General features: G+C 71.8%; 17 protein-coding genes. 9 read left to right on the top strand and 8 right to left on the bottom strand.

Annotated elements, in window-relative coordinates; translation table 11 throughout:
- The first annotated feature begins 59 nt into the window (after positions 1-59).
- The 6 genes from panD to fdxA all read left to right on the top strand — a co-directional run bounded on the left by panD (position 60) and on the right by fdxA (position 5,740).
- The gene (gene panD / locus ACFVS9_RS26980) at positions 60-428 is read left to right on the top strand and encodes an aspartate 1-decarboxylase (RefSeq protein WP_383114663.1); all 369 of its coding nucleotides are present in this window, start codon (positions 60-62) and stop codon (positions 426-428) included.
- A 64-nt stretch (positions 429-492) separates the two neighbouring features.
- A complete protein-coding gene (locus ACFVS9_RS26985) occupies positions 493-1,824 on the top strand; it encodes a SidA/IucD/PvdA family monooxygenase (RefSeq protein WP_383114662.1) in 1,332 nt (443 codons plus the stop codon).
- Complete coding sequence (locus ACFVS9_RS26990) at positions 1,821-2,897, top strand: NAD(P)/FAD-dependent oxidoreductase (protein WP_389936234.1); 1,077 nt, start codon at positions 1,821-1,823, stop codon at positions 2,895-2,897. Before ACFVS9_RS26985 ends, ACFVS9_RS26990 begins: the two co-directional genes overlap by 4 nt.
- A complete protein-coding gene (locus ACFVS9_RS26995; protein ID WP_383114660.1) occupies positions 2,897-4,234 on the top strand; it encodes a hypothetical protein in 1,338 nt (445 codons plus the stop codon). Before ACFVS9_RS26990 ends, ACFVS9_RS26995 begins: the two co-directional genes overlap by 1 nt.
- A gap of 138 nt (positions 4,235-4,372) precedes the next feature.
- Positions 4,373-5,260, top strand: coding sequence for a lactoylglutathione lyase (locus tag ACFVS9_RS27000; RefSeq protein WP_389936237.1), 888 nt, complete (start codon positions 4,373-4,375; stop codon positions 5,258-5,260).
- A 156-nt stretch (positions 5,261-5,416) separates the two neighbouring features.
- A complete protein-coding gene (gene fdxA / locus ACFVS9_RS27005) occupies positions 5,417-5,740 on the top strand; it encodes a ferredoxin (protein WP_383114658.1) in 324 nt (107 codons plus the stop codon).
- A gap of 109 nt (positions 5,741-5,849) precedes the next feature.
- Here fdxA and ACFVS9_RS27010 read toward each other — a convergent pair whose 3' ends face one another.
- Entirely contained in the window at positions 5,850-6,767 is a 918-nt protein-coding gene (locus ACFVS9_RS27010; RefSeq protein WP_389936241.1) for a LysR substrate-binding domain-containing protein, read from the bottom strand.
- Between the two features lie 92 nt (positions 6,768-6,859).
- Between ACFVS9_RS27010 and ACFVS9_RS27015 the strand changes: the two genes are divergently transcribed.
- Positions 6,860-8,107, top strand: a complete 1,248-nt coding sequence (locus ACFVS9_RS27015; protein WP_389936244.1) for a cytochrome P450 — start codon at positions 6,860-6,862, stop codon at positions 8,105-8,107.
- Between the two features lie 66 nt (positions 8,108-8,173).
- On the opposite strand, the gene ACFVS9_RS27020 is transcribed toward ACFVS9_RS27015, so the two are convergent.
- The 5 genes from ACFVS9_RS27020 to ACFVS9_RS27040 all read right to left on the bottom strand — a co-directional run bounded on the left by ACFVS9_RS27020 (position 8,174) and on the right by ACFVS9_RS27040 (position 14,077).
- Entirely contained in the window at positions 8,174-9,001 is an 828-nt protein-coding gene (locus ACFVS9_RS27020; protein WP_389936245.1) for a thioesterase family protein, read from the bottom strand.
- A gap of 86 nt (positions 9,002-9,087) precedes the next feature.
- Positions 9,088-10,500: an amidase gene (locus ACFVS9_RS27025; protein ID WP_389936248.1), complete on the bottom strand. Its 1,413-nt coding sequence runs from the start codon at positions 10,498-10,500 to the stop codon at positions 9,088-9,090.
- Positions 10,487-10,705 carry a hypothetical protein gene (locus ACFVS9_RS27030; RefSeq protein ID WP_383114653.1) on the bottom strand — a complete coding sequence of 73 codons (219 nt, stop codon included), beginning with the start codon at positions 10,703-10,705 and terminating at the stop codon, positions 10,487-10,489. Before ACFVS9_RS27030 ends, ACFVS9_RS27025 begins: the two co-directional genes overlap by 14 nt.
- 122 nt (positions 10,706-10,827) lie before the next feature.
- Positions 10,828-12,678, bottom strand: coding sequence for an asparagine synthase (glutamine-hydrolyzing) (gene asnB / locus ACFVS9_RS27035; protein ID WP_389936251.1), 1,851 nt, complete (start codon positions 12,676-12,678; stop codon positions 10,828-10,830).
- Positions 12,679-12,850: 172 nt separating this feature from the next.
- Positions 12,851-14,077: an MFS transporter gene (locus ACFVS9_RS27040; RefSeq protein WP_383114651.1), complete on the bottom strand. Its 1,227-nt coding sequence runs from the start codon at positions 14,075-14,077 to the stop codon at positions 12,851-12,853.
- Positions 14,078-15,309: 1,232 nt separating this feature from the next.
- Between ACFVS9_RS27040 and ACFVS9_RS27045 the strand changes: the two genes are divergently transcribed.
- The gene (locus ACFVS9_RS27045; RefSeq protein ID WP_389936254.1) at positions 15,310-16,929 is read left to right on the top strand and encodes a protein kinase; all 1,620 of its coding nucleotides are present in this window, start codon (positions 15,310-15,312) and stop codon (positions 16,927-16,929) included.
- Between the two features lie 394 nt (positions 16,930-17,323).
- On the opposite strand, the gene ACFVS9_RS27050 is transcribed toward ACFVS9_RS27045, so the two are convergent.
- The gene (locus ACFVS9_RS27050; protein WP_389936257.1) at positions 17,324-18,847 is read right to left on the bottom strand and encodes an aldehyde dehydrogenase family protein; all 1,524 of its coding nucleotides are present in this window, start codon (positions 18,845-18,847) and stop codon (positions 17,324-17,326) included.
- 109 nt (positions 18,848-18,956) lie between these two features.
- On the bottom strand, positions 18,957-20,210 hold the full coding sequence (locus tag ACFVS9_RS27055) for a GAF domain-containing protein (RefSeq protein ID WP_389936260.1): 1,254 nt from the start codon (positions 20,208-20,210) through the stop codon (positions 18,957-18,959).
- A gap of 303 nt (positions 20,211-20,513) precedes the next feature.
- Here ACFVS9_RS27055 and ACFVS9_RS27060 point away from each other — a divergent pair, with 303 nt between their 5' ends.
- Positions 20,514-21,248, top strand: a complete 735-nt coding sequence (locus tag ACFVS9_RS27060) for a translation initiation factor IF-2 (protein ID WP_383114647.1) — start codon at positions 20,514-20,516, stop codon at positions 21,246-21,248.
- Positions 21,249-21,708: the final 460 nt, after the last annotated feature.

The following is a 21,708-nucleotide window of genomic DNA, read 5'->3' on the forward strand; positions in this document are numbered from 1 at the left end:
CCCCGCCCCCGGTCCACACCACCCGCCCCACCGCTTCCCTCACCGACAGGAGTCCCACCATGCTGCGCACCTTCATGAACGCGAAGATCCACCGCGCCACCGTCACCGACAGCAACCTCAACTACGTCGGCTCCATCACCGTCTCCCCCGAACTCCTCGACGCGGCCGGCATCGGGATCCACGAGCTCGTCCACGTCGTCAACATCAACAACGGCGCCCGGTTCGAGACCTACACGATCCTCGGCCGACCCGCCGCCAACGAGGTGGTCGTCAACGGAGCGGCGGCCCGCCTGGTCGAGACCGGCGACAAGGTCATCATCATCAGCTACGCCCAGCTGACCCCGGACGAGGTCGCCGACCACAAGTCCCGGGTCGTCCACGTGGACGACACCAACACCATCACCGAGACGGCGCTGCTGAGCACCTGACCGGCACGATCACCGATTCCGTACGACGTTCCTGCATGCACGACGAGTCGAGGATGCGTGAACCGTGACAAGCCAAACGATCCATCCGGTACTGGGGGTGGGGTTCGGTCCCGCCAACCTCTCCCTGGCGGTCGCGCTCGAAGAGCGCGGCCGCGCCGGGAGCGCCCATTTCATCGAACGATCCACCGCGTTCCAGTGGCAGCGCGAGCAACTGCTGTCAGGGGCGGACATCCAGAACAATCCCTTCCGGGACCTGGCCATGCCACGCAACCCGGCCAGCCCGCACACCTTCGTCAAGTACCTCGCCGCCCGGGGTGCGCTGACGGACTATCTGCACCTGAACGCGAAGTTCCCCCTGCGCCGTGAGTACGCCGACTACCTCACCTGGGTGGCCGGAGCCTTCCAGCAGCAGGTGGACTACGGCCGCTCCGCCGTCGGCCTCTCCCTCGTCCAGGGGGACGACGGCGCCGAGGTGTTCCGGGTGGAGACCGACGGCGGCGGCGAGTACTTCGGCCGGACGGTGTCCGTGGGCACCGGCCGCTCCCCCCGCGTCCCGCCGGCCTTCCACCGGAGTCTCGGACCGCGCGTCTTCCACTCCACGCGATACCTCTCGTCCCTCGCGCGGCTGGGGGACCGGCCCCTGCGCGTCGCCGTGGTCGGCGCGAGCCAGAGTGCCATCGAGATCATCCTCGACCTCCTGGCGCGCCCCCAGGTGCGCCAGGTCGTCTCCGTCCACCGCAGCATCGGTTTCCGCCTCAAGGACACCAGCCCGTACAGCCGCCGGGTCTTCCTTCCCGAGTTCGTGGACTACTTCCACCCCCTGTCCAGTGCGAAGAAGCGCAGGCTGCGCAGCGAACTGCGCTCCATCAACTACGCGGCCTGCGACCAGGACGTCATCGACCGACTGGCCGGCGTGCAGCGGGAGTACGAGCTGACCGGATCCGACCGGCTGCTGATGAAACCGTTCTCCGAAGTCGTCGTCAGCCGGCCCGAGGGCCAGGGCCAGCGCCTGGTGCTGCGCGACGTCAACCACCTCACCGAGGAGACCCTCGACGCCGACGTGGTCGTTCTGGCCACCGGCTTCCGGGACTTCGGCAGTGAACAGGGCGACGAGCCGTACCACCCGCTTCTGGAAGGCATCGCGCACCGGCTGCCCCTCGACGCGGACGGCGTGCCCGTCGTCGCCCGGGACTACTCGATCGAGCTCAAGTCCCAGGCGGACAGCCCGCGCCCGCTCCGCGTCTATCTGAACGGGCTCTGCGAGGCGAGCCACGGCATGGGTGACGCCGGCGCCCTGGCCATGCTCTCCGTCCGGGCCACCGACATCGCCGACTCGCTCCAGCGCGACGAGGCGCGCGACCACGAGGAACTCGTGGCCCACGGGACGCCCACATGAGCCACCCCGTCACCACCGCGGACATCGCCGTGGTCGGCGGCGGCATCATCGGGCTGGCCACGGCCGAGCGGCTGACCGCCGCCGGACTCACCGTGGTCGTGGTCGACGAGCTGGGCATCGCCGGAGGCGCCACGGGCGCCTCCGGCGGTCTCGTCCGCGCCTTCGCCCCGTCCGACGACGACCAGGGCTTCGCCGCCGCCGGGCTGACCGTCTACCGGAAGCGGGGGTGGCGGGGTCTCTGGCCCGCCGTACGGGGCGGGGGCGGCCTGACCTTCCTGGCGCCCGGCGACCGTGCCGGGGCCTCGTCCCGGGTGGCGTCGCTGCGGGCAGCGGGACACGAGGCGGAACTCCTCACCGCCGACGCGATCACCGCCCGTTTCCCCGGACTGCGCACGGCGCCCGGCGAGTTTGCCGTCCACGAGCCGGAGGCCGGCTGGCTGCCCGTCCGCGAGGTCGCCGCGGCCATGGTCCGCGACGCCGGACCGCTGCTGCGCGTCGTACAGGCCCGGGCCACACGCCTGCTCACGTCCGGTACCCGTGTCGTCGGGGTGCGGACGGACACCGGGACGGTCGAGGCACGAGCCGTCCTGCTCGCCGCCGGTACCGGAAGCACCCCCCTGGCCGCCGGCGTGGGCATCACCCTGCCCCTGCGCACCCGGGCGGTGGGCTACTGCCTCTTCCGGCTGGACGGCCCCGCCCCCGCGCTGCCCGCCGTCGTCGACCGCGCCACCGGCGCCTGGCTGCGCCCGTGGAACACCGCGTCGGTCGTCCTCGCGGGCGTCCACTCACCCCTCGTGGACGTCCCCGCGACCGTGGTCCACGGTGTTCCGGACCACGAGGTGGAACGGGTCCGCCGCGTTCTGCTCCCGCGCCTTCCGCAACTGGCCGGAGCCCCGGCCGTGGGCGGTGTGACGGCCCATGACGCGATGTCGCCCGGCGGCGCCGCCTCGGTGGACGTCTGGCCCGGGGCCGACGGTCTGGTCACCGCGACCGGATGGAACGGCGGCGGCTTCAAACTGGCGCCCGCCGTGGGCGAGCGCGCCGCCGGCATGCTGCGGAAGGTGATGGCCTGATGCCCGGCGTCGTACGCCTCAACCCCACCGACGAGATGCTGCACGGCGCGGCCGGCACCCTCGGCTCCAGCCGCATCGTGCAGGTCCTGTGGTCCTACGACCGTCCGGTGCCCGTCCCCGCGCTGGAAGCGGAGTGGGAACGTCTGGACCACGGCCGCCTGAGCCGCGTGGCCGCCTCGTCACGCGTCCCCGGAGCACGGCGTACCTGGGTCCCGGCGCACAACGCGGAGCGGCTGGACGTCGCCGGGGAGCCGGTGACGGGCGCCACGCTGATGGAGTGGGCCGACCGGCAGGTCCGGGTGCCCCTGCCACCCGGGTCGGACGCGCTGTGGAGGCTGGCCGCCGCACCGTACGGCCCCGGGAGCGTCGTCTCGTTGACCGTGCCGCACTTCCGCTGCGACGGGCTCGGCATCTTCGCCGCCATCGCTTCCGGGCACCTGGCGGACCACCCCGGCCGGAGCGCCCCCGGGCCGTTGGCCGACGTGGCCGACGTCCTGCGGCAGGCGGTACGGGCCGGGACCGGGACCGTTCTGGGACTGCCCCGCCTCGTGGGCAGCCCTGCCGAGCGGAAGAGCCTCGCCGCGGCGCTGCGCCGGCCGCCGACGGGACCACCGGCCGCCGACGAGCCGCGCTTCTTCACGTCCTCGATCCTCGAAACGGACGCGGGCGCCTGGGAGGAGCGGGCCCGCGCCCACGGGGGGACGGTGAACGGCCTGTTCATCGAGATCGCGGCCAACCTGGTCCGCACCGCCGTCCGCCGGGGTTCCCCCGCGCCGATCGAGATAGGGCTGCCGAGGACCCTGCGGGAGGCGGACGACGACGGGCGGGCCAACGCCCTGGTCGTCCTGCCGCTGACGGTCCCCGGCGGACCCGCCCGGCACGCCGACCTGCGGCCGACCAGGGACGCGACCAGGCGGTTGCTGAGCACCGAGGGAGACCGCGGCAGCACCCTTGTTCCGGAGGCCCTGTGGCATCTGCTTCCCGCCCGCCGGGCTCACCGGCTGCTGAGACCCGGGGCGCAGCAGACCGACGCCGTCGCCTCCAACTTCGGCCGGACGCCCGACGCCGTGGCCCGTTTCGCGGGACGGCCGGCGGACGCCGTCGCCGTACGCACCATGAACGTGCCCGGTGTGCTGGCGGGCCGGGCACGGATCCGCGCATCGCTCTGCCTGGTCCGCACCGGCGAGAGGATGGCGGTGACCGTCACCGGGATGCCGGACCACTTCGGTGACGGCCCGTCCCTGGGCCGGCTGGTGGCCGCGGAACTGTCCGCCTGGGGCCTGGGCGTGGACCGGTGGTGGGGCGCCGGACCGACGCCGGGTGCGGATGACGACTAGAAGCGCCCCTCGACCCCCGGGACCACGGGGGGCCCGCCCCGGCACGGGCCCGGCCGAAGGCTCCCGCCGCCGCGGTCCCGCTCGCACCAGCCGCTCGCACCTTCACCCAGCCCGACCGAAGAAGGAAGGTCATGACCTATGCCGGCAGCACCCACGGCCGCGCCCGTGCCCGACAGGTGGTTCAGAGCGACTCCGGACTCCTCCGGGCTCTCCCGCTCCCGCCTGCTGACCCGCTCCCTCATCCCGCTGTCGGTTCTCGACGAGCGGATCCGCTTCTACGAGGGGCTGACCGGGACGGCCGCCGATCTGCGCATGCCCATCCCCGACTTCGGCGGCCTCGAACTCGCCGCGGTGGGGAACATCCTGCTCATCGCCAGCATCCGGCCGTTCACCGACATCCAACGGCGAACCGCGCACTCCGTCATCGTGCCCTCCCTGAAGGAGCAGCTGGACCGTCTGCTCGACGCCGGGGCGACGGTCCTCGAACCCGCCGAGAACATCCTTCCCGGCAGCCGCGCCCGGGTGCGCCTCGGCGACGGGACGATCGCCGAGCTGGTCGAGCACCGGCCGCTGCCCGGTGAGCACCCCCGTCCCGCGCCGTACTCCGTGGCCGGCGACACGACACCGGACCTGCTGGTCCGCCGGGCGGTGAGCGCCGCGGACTTCGCGGCGACGGTCGCCCGCTACGAGTCGGCCCTGGACACCCCCAGCCACGTCCGCGTCCGGCTGGACGGCGCCTTCCCGGTCGAACTGGCGCTGATCGGCGGTCTTCTGGTCGTCGGCACCGACGGTCCCGAGTTCACCCGGAGCGCCGACGTCCGCCTGGCCCTGGTGACGAGCGTGCCGCTGGAGAGCGCGTACGGGGAAAGGCTGTCCGGTTCCACGGCGGACCGCCACCACCTCGTCACGCTCCGGGACGGCACGCGGGCCGAGGTGTGGGACGGCTCCGTCGGTCTGCGTCCCCCCTCGCCCTCCGGCCCCGGCGCCCGGGCGGCTGGCGCACCGCGATCCGGGCCCCTCGGCTGAACACAGCGGGAGACGGACCGGCCGTCCGGCCCGGGTCGTCATCCGCCGCGCGGGGTGACCCGGGTGACGGAACGCCCGACGGCGACCGCCCCTCTCGCGGCCGTGAACGGACGGCCGGCCCGTCAGTCAACCGGTCCATCGAATCTGGAGTGAGTCATGACCTATGTGATCGCGCAGCCGTGCGTCGACATCAAGGACAAGGCGTGCATCGACGAGTGCCCTGTCGACTGCATCTACGAGGGCCCCCGCAAGCTGTACATCCAGCCCGACGAATGCGTCGACTGCGGGGCGTGCGAGCCGGTCTGCCCGGTGGAGGCGGTCTTCTACGAAGACGATCTCCCGGAGGCGTTCCATCCCTATCGTGTGGCCGACCGTGAGATCTTCGACGCCCTGGGATCTCCCGGCAGTTCACGCGGTGCCGAAATGCTGCCCGCGGACCATGCCACCGTCGAGGCGGAGCCCCGGAAGTCCGCCGTCTGACGGGCGTACCGGAAAGGCCGTGGTGAATTCCTCGGCGTCGCCGGGTGATTCCCTTCGGTGGTCCGCGTGTACGGGTGGGGCTGCTTTCCGGGAATTTCCGGGTCCGAAATCATGGCGCCTCCGCGTACGCCGCGGCCCTTTCCTGGCAGAACGCCGCGAAAGCAGCCGCCCGGTGGGTGAGCCGGCTTCCCGCCGGGCGGGCCAGCACGACGGGAAGCGGGCGCACCACGTCCTTGATGCGCCGTACCGAAAGCCCGCGCCCCTCGTAGCTGACGTCGGGCCGGGGGCGCTGGATGAGCAGTGAGTAGCCGACACCCCGGGCGACGAGACTGCGGACCATCTCGAAGCTCTCGGTGCGGTGGCGCACGGCCGGGGTGACGCCGGCGGAGGCCAGTACGTCGGTGAAGTAGCTCAGGCTGGGCGGCACGTCGAGCGCGATCATGTCGTGGCCGGCCAGGTCCGCCAGCCGGATCTCCTCCTGTTCCGCCAAGGGGTGCCCGGGTGGGAGCAGGACGTGCGGTCGCGTTTCGTAGAGCGTGTCGAAGTCGACTCCGGCCTGGATGTCCACGCCGTACAGCACGGCGAGTTCGCACCGTCCCTCGCGCAGGAGACCCTGCAGATCGGTGAGGGAGCCCTCCACGAAGTCGACCGCCACACGTGAGTGGGCGGCCTGGAAGTCCTCCAGGAGCGGTGGGATCAGGAACGGCGCGATGGTCGTGAAGCAGCCGATCACCAGCCGTCCGGCAGGTATCCGGCCGATGTCCCGCATACCTGCCTGGAGTTCGTCCGTGCGGGCGAGCAGTGAGCGCGCTTCCGGGAGGAGGAGCCGTCCGGCCTCGGTGAGGGTGAGGCCCTTGGCCTTGGAGCGAAGGAGCAGTTGGACCCCCGTCCGGGATTCCAGCTGGGCGATCGCGACGGAAACGGCGCCTTGGGAGACGAACAGCCGGCGGGCCGCCCCGGTCATGGTCCCGGCTTCCGCGCAGGCGACGAAATAGTGCAGCTGACGCAGACTTATTCTGTCGGTCATGAATGAATTCTATAACGAGCTTCACCATTATGACGTTTTCAAGTGGGCCGAAAATCAGGACAATTGAATGACCGAGTCCAGGAGGTTGTGCAATGACACCGACCAACACGGCGGCAACGTGCCCGGTACATCACAGTTTCGACCCGCTGGGTGAGGAGTACGTCGCCGACCCGTACCCGATCCACTCCGCGGTGCGCGAGGAAGCCCCGGCCTTCTACGCTTCGGCGATCGACATGTGGGTGATCACCCGGTACGACGACATCGAAGCGGTCCTCAAGGACCCGGGCACCTTCTCCGCGGCCGTGGGGCAGCGCCCCGTCTTCCCGATGTCGCAGGAGGCACAGGGCATCCTCAAGGAGGGTTTCCACGCCTACCCGGTGATGTCGGACTGCGACCCGCCCCGTCACACGCGGATACGGAAGCACAACATGACGGGGTTCTCGCCCCGCCGCATCGCCACGCTGGAGCCGAAGGTCTGGGCGAAGGCGACCGAACTGGTGGACGCCGTCAAGCCCGGTCAGGTGGACCTGGTGGCGGCGCTGACCTACCCGCTTCCCGCGTACATGATCTTCACCTTCATCGGGTTCCCCGACGAGGACATGGACATGCTGAAGAGCTGGTGCGGCAACCGCATCGCGTTCAGCTGGGGGCGTCCGAGCGCCGACGAGCAGCGCGAGATCGCGACCAACATGACGCACTACTGGAAGTACTGCGAGGACTTCGTCGCCCGGCGTGCGGCCGAGCCGGTGGACGACTTCACCAGCGACCTCATCAGGATCCACCTGGCCGATCCGGACGCGCTGTCGCTCGCCGACATCACGAACGTCGCCTACGGCCTGAGCTTCGCCGGCCACGAGACCACCACGAGTTTCACCGGCAACGCGATACGCCAGCTGCTGTCCAACCCGGAGCAGTGGGCGGCCATATGCGCCGACCGCTCGCTCATCACCAAGGCGATCGAGGAACTGCTGCGCTACGACAGCAGCATCCCCGCCTGGCGGCGCATCACCACCAGGGCGGTCGACGTCGGGGGCGTGCGGATCCCGGCCGAGGCCAAGGTCCTGATCCTCCTGGGAGCGGCCAACCGGGACCCCAAGCACTTCGAGGAGCCGGAGAGCTTCGACATCCTCCGGGGCGACGCCCGACGCCACCTCGCCTTCGGGAAGGGCATCCACTACTGCATCGGTGCTCCGCTGGCGCGGATGGAGGCACGGATCGCGCTCGACCTGCTCGCGCAACGGGCCCCGGACCTGCGGATGGTGGCCGGCCAGGACTTCGACTTCCCGGCCAACGTCTCCTTCCGCGGGCCCCGCAGCCTGCTCGTCGACTGGCCCGGCTGACCGGCCCCCGCCGGCCCGGCGGCTGCGAGCCCCCGGCTCGCGGCCGGCCGGGCCCGGTCCCCTCGTTCAGCGTCCGGTCGCGCGTTCGGTGACCAGCAGGGTCTGCAGGACCCGGCCGCAGTCGCCGGCGGCGTCGTCGAGCTGCCCCAGGGCCAGGCCCGAACCGGCGGGGCTGGCCGCGGTGTCCGAGCGCAGGCACAGCCACTCGCCCACCGGGTCACGGTGCAGGGCGAGTGTGATGTCCGTGTTGATGACGAGCCCCGCGTGGTGGTCGAGTTCGAACGCGACGGCCCAACTGCTGTCGGCCACGGTGAGCGCCCGGGTCAGCGGTGTGTCCTGCTCACCGCCCACCAGGCCGACACGCTGGCGCACCCAGGCGGTCCCGGGCCCGAGCGAGTCGAACCCCTTGCCGGGTTCGAAGCGCCACTCCATGGCGGACACGTACCCGTCGAGGTGGGCGCCGGCCATGGTGTGCGGGGGCTGCGGGCCCGGCCGCGCGGGGGCCGTCGGGCCGGGGCACAGCGACGGGGTCTCGGGCGGACTGGCCACCAGCCGCCAGGCGCGGGCCACCAGCACCAGGTCGCCTCCCGAGGTCATCTCGCCCTCGAGGATCTCCGTACGGCCGCCGGAGCGGACGGTGCGCACGTCGATCCGCAGGTCCGCCACGGGCACGGGGCGCAGCAGTTCCACCGTGACGCGGGCGATGCGCATGCCGGGCCGGGGGGCGTGCCTCTCCATGGCGCGGCCCATGAGCGCGGAGGGCGGACCGCCGTGCTGCGTCTTGGCGCTCCAGGGCCCCGCCGTGGCCGGCGTGCTCGCGAAGCGGCCATCGCCCAGGTCGAGGTAGAAGGCGTCGGCCGTCGCGGCGGACAGTGGCGATGGTTCGGCATTCATACAGGAACCCTTTCGGTGCTCGGAGACCTGGCGGGCGGGGGCGTAGCGGCAGTATGCGGGTGGGGTGCCCGACGCGTACGCGGTTTCTACCGATCGGCCGGCGCACTCTCCCCGGAACCGTGGAGCGGGGCGAGCCGTCCCGTGGCGTCCCTGGAGTTCTCGAACACGGAGCCGGTGTGCAGAAGGGTGGGCTCGTCGAACGGGCGGGCCATCAACTGCATGCCGATCGGCATCCCGTCGCTGTCCCACGCGACGGGCAGGGAGAGCGTGGGGAACCCCGTCAGGTTGCCCGGGGCGGAGAGCCTCACGTACGCGGAGGTGACCGACTCGGTGACGCCGTCCGGCCAGCCGACCGTCTCCTGGTCCCGCGGCACCGCGGTGAGCGGAACGGTCGGGGCGGCGATCACGTCGACCTCGTCGAACAGGCGGAGCCAGGCCTCGTGGATCAGGGTGCGGGCGCGCTGGGCACGGAGGTAGTCCAGGGCCGTGACGCGCGCTCCCGCCTCCAGCAGGAGGCGCACATCGGACCCGTAGAGGTGGGGCGTCTGCCGCAACGCGCGTTCGTGCACGGACGACGCCTCCGGAGCCATGAGCCCCCAGTGGGCGGCCTCCATGTGACCGGTCAGGGGCGGGACCACCGGGACGGTCGTGGCACCCAGACTGCGCAGCTCGTCGATGGCCCGCCGGACCGCCCCTTCCACCTGCGGATCGACGTGCTCGAAGAAGAACGCGGCAGGCACTCCGACGCGCAGGCCCAGCAGGTCGCCACCGGGCGCGGGCGGCGACGGTTCGAGGCCTGCCGGGGCCGGACGCCGGGGATCGGTGAGGGCCCTCAGCACGATGCCCGCGTCCTCGGCCGTCCTGGTCAGCGGGCCGACCGTGTCCAGTGACCACGACAACGGCGCCACGCCCGCGCAGGGGACCAGCCCGTAGGTGGGCTTGAGGCCGACGACACCGTTCAGCGCCGCCGGGACCCGTATGGAGCCACCGGTGTCCGTGCCCAGGCAGAACAGCGCGGATCCGGCGGCGACCGCTACGGCCGAACCCCCGCTGGAGCCACCGGCGGTGCGTTCCGCCCGCCACGGATTGAACGTCTGCGGGGTGAGAAGCCCGTAGGCGAATTCATGCGTGTGGGTCTTGCCGACGAGGACGGCACCCGCCCGCGCGAGCCGGGCGGCCACCGGGCTGTCCACGCTCGGGACACGTCCCTCCCACACCCGTGAACCGGCGGTGGTCGGCACGCCGGCGGTGTCGATCAGATCCTTGAGGCCGTAGGGAAGACCGTGCAGCGGGCCGCGGTAGTCACCCCGGCGGATGTCGCGCTCCGCCTGTGCGGCCGCCTTGCGCGCGCGGTCGGCGTCGACGGTGGCGTAGGCGTTGAGGCGCCCTTCGCTCGCGTCGCAACGGGCCAGTACGGACTCCAGGAGCTCGACCGGCGACAGCTCACGCCTGCCGACTGCGGAACCGGCCTCCTTGACCGTCAGTTCACAGGGCAGCATCGGCCGTCTCCCGGTCGGCACGGCGGTCCGCGCCCGAGACGTGGTAGACCGACGCCGGGGGAACGCCGTCGAGGTCGAGTGCCCGCAGGCCGGCCATGATGCCCTCCAGCCGGCCTGCCAGTTCCGACACCTTGTCGCTCCAGCCGGCTTCGGGTGTGTGCTCCGGGCCCGTGGCAGCCGGAGGCGGGCCGTACGAGGAAGCCATCGAGGGTTCCTAACGCGAAAGCGGTGCGAACGGGGAAGGGCCCGGCGGCCCTCTGGGGGATGTGGAGGGCCGCCGGGGGTACGGGGGCCGCGGCCGGGGCCCGGCCACGAGGGAGCGAGGTGCTAGAGATCGAGCGAGACGTCGTACGACTCCAGCCAGGCGTTGAGCCAGAGGGGCACTTCCAGGTCGATGCGGGTGATCTGGGTGCTGGCCGTGCTGATGCTCCCGTCGAGACGGCCCCGGGTCCGTTGCAGGTCGAGGAGCGGCAGGATCGGCGCGTCGCCCCGGCCGATGACCTCGGCGAGCCTGTCGCGGAGCTTCTTCTCGTACCCGGAGTCCTGGGTGCTGGGGTAGGGGGCCTTCACCCGCTTGGCTATGGACTCGGGGAGCACGTCGCGGGTCGCCGCGCGCAGGAGGCTCTTCTCACGTCCGTCGAACGTCTTCATGGCCCAGGGAGCGTTGAAGACGTACTCCACGAGACGGTGGTCGCAGAACGGGACGCGCACCTCCAGCCCGACCGCCATGCTCATCCGGTCCTTGCGGTCCAGGAGCGTGTTGAGGAAGCGCGTGAGGTTGAGGTAGCTGATCTCCCTCATCCGCTTCTCCAGGCCGGTCTCCCCGGCCAGGACGGGAACCTCGGCGATGGCGTCGCCGTAGCTGGACCGCCGGTAGCCGGGGATGTCGAGGGTGCTCAGCAGGCCGCCGTCGAACAGCGGGGTGCCGTCGTAGAACGGGCCGGGGGTCGTGGTGAGCCAGGGAAACGTCTCGGCGGTGAGGACCTCCGGGTCGTGGAACCAGCTGTAACCGCCGAAGAGTTCGTCGGCGGACTCGCCGGACAGCGCGACCGTGGAACGCTCCCGCACCGCCTGGAAGAGGAGGTACAACGAGGGCCACAGGTCCCCGTACCACATGGGGGGCAGGTCGGTGGCGGCCAGCACGGCCGCCCGCACCCCGGGGTCGCTCAGGTCGTCGCTGTTGAGGAGGATCTCCTTGTGCTCGGCGGCCACGTGCTGCACGAGGTCCCGCACGAACGGCGCGTCGGGCGTACTGCGCAGGGGGTCGGGGACGAAGTTCTCCTCCGCGCCCACGAAGTCGACCGAGAAGGAGCGGACCGGCCCGCCCCCCTCGGCGGCCAGGGCCTTGGCGGCGAGGGCGGTGATCGCGGAGGAGTCGAGTCCGCCGGAGAGCAGACTGCACAGGGGCACGTCCGAGATGAGCTGCCGGCACACGGTGTCCTCGAGCAGGCCGCGCACCGTGTCGATGGTCTGTTGCAGCGTGTCCGTGTGCTCGTGGGCCTCCAGCGCCCAGTAGCAGCGCTTGACCAGCCCCTCGCGGCGGACCCGCACCGTGTGGCCGGGCCGGACCTCGTGCATCCCCGTGAAGATCGCGTGCTCGGGCGTCTTGACCATGTCCAGGAGCTCGCGCAGGCCGTCGGTGTTGATACGGCGAGGGATACCCGGGTGCGCCAGGATCGTCTTGGGCTCGGAACCGAACAGGACCCCGTCGGCCGTCGGGTAGTAGTACAGGGGCTTGACGCCCATTCGGTCGCGCACCAGGAGCAGTTCCTGGCTCCGTACGTCCCACACGGCGAAGGCGAACATGCCGTTGAGCTTGTCGACGACCCCCTCGCCCCACTCCAGGTAGCCCCGCAGCACCACTTCGGTGTCGCTCCGGGTGCGGAAGCGGTGCCCGCGGGACACGAGGTCGGATCTGAGCTCGCGGAAGTTGTAGATCTCGCCGCTGAAGGTGAGAACGGCGAGTGTGCGTCCGTCCTCCTCGGCGGTCATCGGCTGACGCCCGCCCTCCAGGTCGATGACCGACAGCCTGCGGTGGCCGATCGCGGCGTGCCGGTCGATCCACACCCCTTCGTCGTCCGGACCGCGGCACGCCATCGTCCGGGTCATGGCATCGACGACGGAGCGCTCCTCTCCGAGGTCACGCGTGAAATCTATCCAGCCCGCAATGCCGCACATAAGCGACGTACTCCTTCGGTCGATGAACAGAAGAACGGCGGGCGCCGGCTCGAGCGGGCGCCCGTGGCCCAGGGGACAGGGGGTGCGTGTACCGATCGCTGTTCCGGCCCGTCGCGGCGGTTGCCGCGGCGGACCGGATGCCGGGCGGGAGGCCCGGTGGGGAGCTGAGGCCTTACGACTGGTGAGCCGGCTCGGGCCAGGTGAGCTTCCGTGCGTAGTGGGCGCCGATCGCGACCACCGTGAGGACCGCGGCCGTGCCGGCGAGGGCCATCACCATGGACGGGGAGGACCGGTCGACGACCACCCCTCCGGCCAGGGCTCCCATCGAGATGGTGGCCTGGAACGACGCGGTGAAGAGCACCGACGACGCCTCGGGGGAGTCGGGACAGGCCTTGGCGAACCAGGTCTGGGAACAGACCGGGACGGCGCCGTACGCGACGCCCCAGAGGATCAGCAGGATCACCGCGCCCGGCCGGCTGCCGCCGAGTACGGGCAGCAGGAGAGTCGCCCCGGCGATCATCGCGGCAGCCGCCATGAACGTGGTCCTGGGATGACGCGACACCAGGGACCCGCCCAGGAAGTTGCCGCCGATACCCGCTGCCCCGTAGATGAGCAGGAAGACCGTGATGGCGCCGGCGCCCACGTGGGTCACCTGCTCCAGGAACGGGGTGACGTAGGTGTAGGCGCCGAAGTGGGCGAGCACGACCAGGAAGGTGATCAGCAGCGCGAACCGGGTGTTGACGCTCTTGAGCATGTCGGTGAGCACGCGCAGCCGGGTCGGCTCCTCCGCGGGCAGCGGGGGGACCACCAGGACCAGCAGGACGAAGACGGCGAGCGTCAGGCCCCCCATGACCAGGAAGGCGGTCCGCCACCCCGCGATGTCGCCGATCAGCGTGCCCATCGGTACCCCGAGCACGGATCCGAGCGGGACGGCGGAGAAGATGACCGCGGTGGCCCGCCCGACCGACTCCGGGGGCACCAGCCGGCCGGCCAGTCCGGCCCCGATCGACCAGAACCCCCCGATGGTGATGCCGACCATCACACGGGAGACCAGGACGAGCCAGTAGCTGGAGGCGGCGGCCGCCAGGAAGTTCGCCAGGGCCAGCAGGAGGATGAAGGCCCCCAGCATGAGGCGCCGGTCGATACGCCCCGTGGCCACCGTGACCAAGGGGGCGGAGATGGCTGCCAGGAATCCCGGCATGGTCATCATCAGACCAGCCATTCCGTCGGAGATGGTGAAACTCGACCCGATGGATGTCAGCAATCCGATGGGCAGGATCTCGGTGGTGACGATGGAGAAGATTCCCAGCATCACCGAAATCACGGCCAGCCACGAGACGAGTGGGGACCTGGTCGGATGTTCGGTGGAGCCGATGGAAGCAGTCGTTGCTGTGGACACGAATCCCGTCCTGTTGTGGGGCGTCACAAAGAAGTGTGAGCACTATTGCAGCAGGGACAGGAGCAACCTTCTGGCAGTTTCCCGACGTCAACAAGAGCGGCCGGATACCCCTCCGGGGCGCTGGCCGGCCTGCGTCAGGAGTGCGAAACCCTGTGTTATGCCTGCTCAGAGTGTTGCCGAGGGGCCTGCGGGCCGATTCGCTCCTGGCCCCGGACACTCCTCGTGGGGCCGGCAACTCCGTGCTACTTCGCCGAGTCGGCTGACGTGGGAACACGTCCCGGCACGGGCGGCGTACGGTGCGGGTGCTATTCGCTGCGACATGCGACCCGCCGGGGATGGCGGCGGACGAATAGACCCCTGAACGATACTGATAAGTAATTCCTTTCCTCGCCCACTGGATTGCATGCTTCGACGCCTGGACCGTGAACGCGTTCCGGCGGTCTTTTCGTGCAATCTTTTCCATGTTGACGGGGTGTCGCACACGGGTGGCGCAGGCCCGGGTGTCCATGGCTCGGACGGGTCAGGCGATCCGGATGGTGCCGCAGGGCGGCTTCCGCCGCCGCCAGGTCACGACCGCGTCCCCCGGGCCGGGCCCCGGGTCCCTCCGTCCCCGAGCGTGCGGAGCAGCGCCTTCACGGCGCGCTGCTCGCCCCTGCCCGAGGTGGACTTCTCCCGGTCGTTCGCGGCCGGCTGCCGGGCGGCGGACACGGATCCCGGTGCCGGTCTTCCCGGTCTTCCCGGTCTTCTCTGGCTTCCTGGTCCAGCTGCGTCTTTTTCCCGGTCGCCCCGGTCGTGCCGAGGCCGGCAGCACCTCGGCCCAGGGTGGGCAGCCGCAGGCCGGGTCTGACGGCGTATCCACGCTTCGCGAGCAGGACGAGGGTGCACCCCGCCGTCGGCCCCGGCGACGATGGCGCGCTCCACCTCGAACCGGCGGGCCCCTGCGTCAAGGGCGGCCCCGTGGCGGGCGTGCGCGAGCCCGCCGGATTCCCGTCGGCCGGTACGCCGTGCCGACGTCACGACCGGGAGCGGCCTGACGGCGGCCCACCCCACATGCCACCGCAGGGCAGTCATAGAATCTGACGTATATTCAGATAGGCAACCGCCCTCGTCAGCACGGCATTTCAGCTAGGCACGTTGCAGCGCATGCCGCATCCTGCCCGGGAAGGCCACCGGCCCCCAGGAGGGTGCGGACCGTGCGGGCGGGCAGGTCATCCCAGGAGGAATTCCCCGCCGTGCACCCCCTTACTGACTCCGATCCTGCCAGCATCGGTCGCTACCGCCTCACCGGTCGTCTCGGCGAGGGCGGTATGGGCACCGTCTACCTCGGTACCACCCCCGGCGGCCGACCGGTCGCGGTCAAGGTCATCAGTGACCGGTTCCGGTACGAGGACCAGGCTCTGGAGCGGTTCCGGCGCGAGGTAGGCACCCTGCACACCGTGCGCAGCGCGTACACCGCCTCGCTGATCGACTGCGGTCTGGAATCCCCGCCCTACTGGTTCGCCACCGAGTACGTGCCCGGCCGCACCCTGGACTCCGCGGTGCACGCGTCCGGCGCGCTGCCCGCGCGGCTCTGCCTCGGCATCCTGGCCGCACTCGCCGAGGGTCTGTCGGACATCCACGTCCACGGTGTACTGCACCGGGACGTCAAGCCGCAGAACATCATCCTGTCGCCGGTCGGCCCGCAGCTCATCGATTTCGGCATAGCCCGCGGGGCCGGGCAGACCGCGCTGACGCAGGTCGGTCACACCGCAGGCAGCCCCGGCTTCACGGCTCCCGAGGCACTGCAAGGCGAAGAAGTCGGTGTCGCCGCAGACGTGTTCGCGCTGGGCGCCGCCCTCGCCTTCGCCGCGACCGGCCGCCCCCCGTACGGTGACGGCGCCTTCCCGGTGGTCTCCTACCGCACCGTCCACGGCGACATCGACCTGGACGCGGTCGACGCCGGACTCGCCGAGATCATCAAGTCCTGTACCGATCGCGACCCGGCCCGGCGGCCGACACCCGCGGAGATCGTGGAACTGTGCCAGTCGCCCGTCTCCCTGGCGAACGATCCGGCCTACCGGAGGATCGCCACCCCCGACGTGGCGGAGGGCGTCCCCGGCCCGGCCCCGGTACCCACCGCACCCGACGCCCTCACCGTGGCCCCCGATGTCCGGCCCTCGGCGGCTCCGACAGTCCCGGCCCTCCTGCCGGCACCGACGGAGGTGGCGCCGGCTCACATCCCTCCCGCCTCCGCGCCGCCCCTCGGGGGAGCCGGCAGCCGCCGTGTGTGGCGTCGCCCGGCCGTCATGGCCGTCAGCGCGGTCGCGGTCGTGTGCGCGGTGACGGGGGCCCTGCTGGTCCTCCAGCCCTGGGAGAGCGCGAAGGGTGCCGACGGGCGGAAGGCCGAGGCCGGAGCGAGTTCCGCGCCGGCGGGGGAGGACGCCGAGCCCGACGACAGCTCGGACGGCTCGGCGGGCGATGCCTCGGACGGCTCGGACACCTCGGCGGACAACGTCTCGGACGACGCGGACGGGACGTTGCCGATGGAGAGGATCGTCACCCCGCCGATGAGTCTGCGGCCGGGTGAGGAGATGGCGGCGGCGAGAGTCTCGCTCGCCCTCCAGCGGGACGGCAACCTCGTCGCCTACGACGAGACGAACCAGGCGCGCTGGGACAGTCAGACCAAGGACACCGGGGCGCGCGTCGACTTCCAGCCCGACGGCAACCTCGTCGTCTACGACGCGAACGGCCAGGCCGTGTGGGCCAGCCGGACGGACGGGCACGAGAACGCGGTGCTGAAGCTCCAGAGCGACGGAAACATCACGATCCTCGACGGCACGACGGCCCTCTGGGCCGCCGGCACGAACCACTGACGGGCGCTGCCCTCCGGAGGCCGGTGCGGTGCCGGGCCGGAGCGGAGTCGGCGGGGCGACCCGTTCGACGGACCCGTTCGAGACGGCGAGGATCCGATGGCGCCGGCCGGAGGTGACAGCGGGCGTCGCTGCGTGAGGTGAACACGGGCGGCATCCCGGTGCACACGCGGCACACGGACCACAGCACACGGCACGTGGCACACGGACCACAGCACACGGCATGTGGCACACAGGCCGGGCCCGCAGGCCCGGAACCGCCCCGGAGCCCCGGGGCGGAGGACGGGCCGGCAGCGGGAGACAGCGGAAGCCGCCCCGCACCCCACCCCGGCCCCGGACGCGCTCAGGGAGGGCGCCTGACCGGTGAAACACCTGGTCAGGCGCCCCTTTGCGGCGTCTAGAAGAAGCCCAGCTTCTTCGGCGAGTACGACACCAGAAGGTTCTTCGTCTGCTGGTAGTGCTCCAGCATCATCTTGTGGTTCTCCCTGCCGATTCCCGACTGCTTGTATCCGCCGAAAGCGGCGTGCGCCGGATAGGCGTGGTAGCAGTTCGTCCAGACCCTGCCCGCCTTGATGGCACGGCCCGCCCGGTACGCGGTGTTGGTGTCCCGGGTCCACACGCCCGCGCCGAGTCCGTACAGCGTGTCGTTCGCCGTCCTGATGCCCTCGTCGAAGTCCGAGAAGGACGTCACGGCGACCACCGGGCCGAAGATCTCCTCCTGGAAGACCCGCATACGGTTGTCACCCTCGAAGATCGTCGGCTGGACGTAGAAGCCGCCCTCCAGTTCACCCCCGTGCTCCACCCGCTGACCCCCCGTCAGGATCTTCGCCCCCTCCTGCTGGCCGATCTCCAGGTACGAGAGGATCTTCTTCAGCTGTTCGTCGGAGGCCTGCGCGCCGATCATCGTGTCGGTGTCCAACGGGTGCCCCGGCACGATCTGTTCGGTCCGCGCGATGCCCGCCTCGAGGAACTCGCTGTAGTGTCCCCGCTGGATCAGCGCCCGCGACGGACAGGTGCACACCTCGCCCTGGTTGAGGGCGAACATGGTGAACCCCTCGAGCGCCTTGTCACGGAAGTCGTCGTCCAGCGCCCATACGTCGTCGAAGAAGAGGTTCGGCGACTTGCCGCCCAGCTCCAGGGTGACGGGCTTGAGGTTCTCCGAGGCGTACCGCATGATCAGGCGCCCCGTCGTGGTCTCGCCCGTGAAGGCGATCTTCGCGACGCGCGGGCTGGAGGCGAGCGGCTTGCCCGCCTCCGCGCCGAACCCGTTGAGGATGTTGACCACGCCCGGCGGCAGCAGGTCGGCGACCAGGCTCATCCACACGTGGATCGACGCGGGGGTCTGCTCGGCCGGCTTGAGGACCACCGCGTTCCCGGCGGCCAGCGCGGGGGCGAGCTTCCAGACCGCCATCAGGATCGGGAAGTTCCACGGGATGATCTGGGCCACCACACCCAGCGGCTCGTGGAAGTGGTACGCGACGGTGTCGTCGTCGAGCTCGCTCAGCGAGCCCTCCTGGGCGCGCAGCGCACCCGCGAAGTAGCGGAAGTGGTCGATGGCCAGCGGGATGTCCGCGGCCAGCGTCTCGCGGACCGGCTTGCCGTTCTCCCAGCTCTCGGCGACCGCCAGCTCCTCCAGATGCTCCTCCATGCGGTCGGCGATCCGGTTCAGGACGACCGCACGGTCACCGGCCGACACGGCGCCCCAGGCCGGGGCCGCCGCGTGCGCGGCGTCCAGGGCGCGCTCCACGTCGTCCTCGGTGCCCCGGGCGATCTCGGTGAAGGGGCGGCCGTTGACGGGGCTCGGGTTCTCGAAGTACTGGCCACGGGCCGGCGGGACGTAGGCGCCACCGATCCAGTGGTCGTAGCGGGACTCGTACGAGACGATGGCGCCCTCGGTGCCCGGCGCGGCGTAACGGGTCATCTCTGTGGCCTCCCGGATCCGGTGCCGCCCGCCGTTGGACGGCACTCGGCGTGAGGCTAGGCGGCGCGACGTTGCGACGCCGTTGCACGGGCCGCTGCGAAGGGACGGCCTACGCGCGCTGCTCCGCGTCGAGCACCCGCGCCCTGGCCAGGAGCGCCGGACGCCGTTCCGGGGGAGCCGCCGCCGCGAGGGCCCGCCAGACGGCGAGGTCCTCCGCGCCCCACGGGCTGTACGCCCAGTCCGAGAGCAGCCCCGGATCAGCCCGGGCGATGAGGGCGGCCCGCAGCTGTCCGGCGATCCGGTGCCGCAGCCGGACCACCGCCGGTGCCTGCGAACGCGGCAGCAGGGGACCGGTGTACGCGCCGAGCGCCGCCGACACCGCCCCGGACTCCAGCCTGCGTACGACGGTGTCGAAGTCGGACTCCACCCGCGCGCCGAGCCGGTACGGACGCGAGTGCAGCAGCTCGGGCCCCAGGAGCCGCCGCAGCCGGGCGAGTTCGGCCCGCAACGTCACCGCCGGGACGCACTCGTCCTCGTACACCTCGATCAGCAGCTCGTCACCGCCGAGGCCCTCCGGGTGGAGGGCCAGTGCCAGCAGGATCTCGCTGTGGCGTCGGCTGAGCCGGATCCGGCGCCCGTCCAGCACGAGGAGCGCCTCGTCCCTCCCGAGCGCGGAGAGCCGAGCCGATCCGGCGGCGGGCGGCGGTGCGGCGAGTGCGAGCTGGGACTCGGCGGCGCGCGCCACCGCCTGGACGAACGCCAGGCTGTGTGGATGCGCGAGCCCGTTCCCGCCGGTGATGTCGACGGCGCCGAGGACCCGGCCCGTGAGCGGGTCGTGCAGCGGGGCGGCCGCGCACGTCCACTGCTGGACCGGCCTGAGGAAGTGCTCGGCGGCGAACACCTGGACCGGGCGGTCCACCGCGAGCGCCGTACCGGGGGCGTTCGTCCCGGCCTCCGACTCCGCCCAGCGGGCTCCCTCCACGAAGTTCATCCGCTCCGCGCGCCTGCGGGCCCGTGCGTGTCCCTCGACCCACAGCAGCCGGCCGTGCGCGTCGCAGACCGCGAGCAGATGCCCGCCGTCCACGGCGTAGGCGGTCATGAGTTCGCGGATCACCGGCATGACGCGCGCCAGGGGGTGCGCGTCCCGGTAGGGGCCGAGTTCGTCCGCGCGGAGCTCCACCAGCGCCGCGCCGTCCGGGCTGACCCGTGCCTGCGCGGAGCGGCGCCACGACTGGCCCACCACGGAGCGCACCGGCTTCTCCAGCCGTCCGTCGGAGGTGAACACCTGGTGCGCGCGGTGCAGTTCACCGAGCCGGGCACCGGGATTCGCGTCGGCGGCCAGAGCCACCCAGGGGTCCGTCAAGTTGGCCTCCCGTCCGTGGCGGCATACCCTCCCCATCGTCAGGGCAAAGGCCGTCCACGACAACCGCTGGGGTGCGGCAATCGGTGGCGACGGGACCGGAGTTCCCCGGTGCGCCACGGCCCGGTGCGCACACCGTGCTTGAGTCCGTCGCCCTCCGCGAGTGAGCGGCCGCGATCCTCAACGGGCCCGCACCGCACGGTTGTTCGTCCCCGGCCCGCCGTGCGGACCGAGTACGATCGCCTCGGCCGGTCCGAGTACGCGAACCGATGCCCGCCGCACACGGGTGCCGGAAGGGTGGGGCCCATGCGCCGACTGCTGCTGTTCGTCACGCCGCTGCTGCTCACCCTGGGCTGCGGGCTGGTGCCGTCCCCCGAGGAGGAGGCGGCGGACGCCGCACGGGAGGTGGCCAGGACGGCGGGGGAGCGGCTCTACGGCCAGCGCCCGCGCACGGCGGAGGATGTCGGGCGTTCCGCCTCCGGCATCGACGGGGTGGAGGTACTGCGGGTGACCGGTACCTCGACGCACGAAGGGCATGGCATCGACGTGCTGGTCCGCACCTCCGGCACGGCGTACACCAAGGGCTTCGACGCCGAGGAGGTCGCGGTGCGCCGCTGCTTCACGGTGCGCGTGTCGCCCAGGTCGGAGTGGGACGAGGAACCCCGTGACGCGGACTGCCCGGACGGGCCCCCGCTGGTCTTCGCCCCGCCACCCGAACCGCCGGAGCTGCCCTACGAAGAGCTCCGCGCGAAGCTTCCCCGGGTGCCGCGGGGCGGGCGTGCGGACGAGGCCGAGGTGCGCCGTACGCTCGCCGCCCTCGACCTGCATCCGGCGATCCGCAGCCAGGTCGAGTCGGACGGCGGCAGGGTCGGCGTGCTCCTGTCGCTCCAGGGCAACGGTTACGACGCGCAGGACTGCCTGCTCGCACGGGTGGGGCCCGGCGACACGGCGGTGTGGGTCCCGCCCCGGGCGCAGCGGATGCCCGGAGAGGCCGGCTGCTCCGTCGGCAACGCCCTTGACCCGGTACCGGCACCGCACTGAGGGCCCGCCGCCGAGGACGCCCCGCCCGGGACAGGGCCGTGGGCCGTCGGCCGTGGCACAAGGGTGTGTCCGGCCGTTTCGCCCCCTCGGCCACAGCTGTGTGGGAGGAGAACCGTATACGACGGCCGACCGGGAGCGGTGCCGATGTCCGGCACCGGTTGTCGGACCCGGCCCGGTGTTCCGGCAGCGCGGACACCCACGTCCGGGGCCGCCCCTCGCGGGCGGCGCGGCCCCGACGGCACGGCCGGGAGGCGGTGCCGCGTTCCGCCCGCCGCCACGACGTGCCCCGCTCCGAGGTCCGCGGCGCGGCTGTCCGCGGTGTCTCGGGCGCGTTTCCCCGAGGTGTGCGATTCCGGCCGGGTCATCGCGCCGGGGGAGCGGGGCACACATCTGACGGAGGAACAGCGGGCCGGTGCCGAGCCGCCCGAGGTGTGCGCGCCCCGCACCGCGCGGCGTACCC

The sequence above is a fragment of the Streptomyces sp. NPDC058008 genome (assembly GCF_042886395.1).
Classification (GTDB): domain Bacteria; phylum Actinomycetota; class Actinomycetes; order Streptomycetales; family Streptomycetaceae; genus Streptomyces.

Bases quoted from the DNA above. Each gene is read 5' to 3' on its own strand.
- asnB (WP_389936251.1), bottom strand. From the start codon at position 12,678: ATGTGCGGCATTGCGGGCTGGATAGATTTCACGCGTGACCTCGGAGAG.
- ACFVS9_RS27030 (WP_383114653.1), bottom strand. From the start codon at position 10,705: ATGGCTTCCTCGTACGGCCCGCCTCCGGCTGCCACGGGCCCGGAGCAC.
- ACFVS9_RS26995 (WP_383114660.1), top strand. From the start codon at position 2,897: ATGCCCGGCGTCGTACGCCTCAACCCCACCGACGAGATGCTGCACGGC.
- ACFVS9_RS27015 (WP_389936244.1), top strand. From the start codon at position 6,860: ATGACACCGACCAACACGGCGGCAACGTGCCCGGTACATCACAGTTTC.
- fdxA (WP_383114658.1), top strand. From the start codon at position 5,417: ATGACCTATGTGATCGCGCAGCCGTGCGTCGACATCAAGGACAAGGCG.
- ACFVS9_RS27050 (WP_389936257.1), bottom strand. From the start codon at position 18,847: ATGACCCGTTACGCCGCGCCGGGCACCGAGGGCGCCATCGTCTCGTAC.
- ACFVS9_RS27020 (WP_389936245.1), bottom strand. From the start codon at position 9,001: ATGAATGCCGAACCATCGCCACTGTCCGCCGCGACGGCCGACGCCTTC.
- ACFVS9_RS27060 (WP_383114647.1), top strand. From the start codon at position 20,514: ATGCGCCGACTGCTGCTGTTCGTCACGCCGCTGCTGCTCACCCTGGGC.
- ACFVS9_RS27010 (WP_389936241.1), bottom strand. From the start codon at position 6,767: ATGACCGACAGAATAAGTCTGCGTCAGCTGCACTATTTCGTCGCCTGC.
- ACFVS9_RS26990 (WP_389936234.1), top strand. From the start codon at position 1,821: ATGAGCCACCCCGTCACCACCGCGGACATCGCCGTGGTCGGCGGCGGC.
- panD (WP_383114663.1), top strand. From the start codon at position 60: ATGCTGCGCACCTTCATGAACGCGAAGATCCACCGCGCCACCGTCACC.
- ACFVS9_RS27000 (WP_389936237.1), top strand. From the start codon at position 4,373: ATGCCGGCAGCACCCACGGCCGCGCCCGTGCCCGACAGGTGGTTCAGA.
- ACFVS9_RS27025 (WP_389936248.1), bottom strand. From the start codon at position 10,500: ATGCTGCCCTGTGAACTGACGGTCAAGGAGGCCGGTTCCGCAGTCGGC.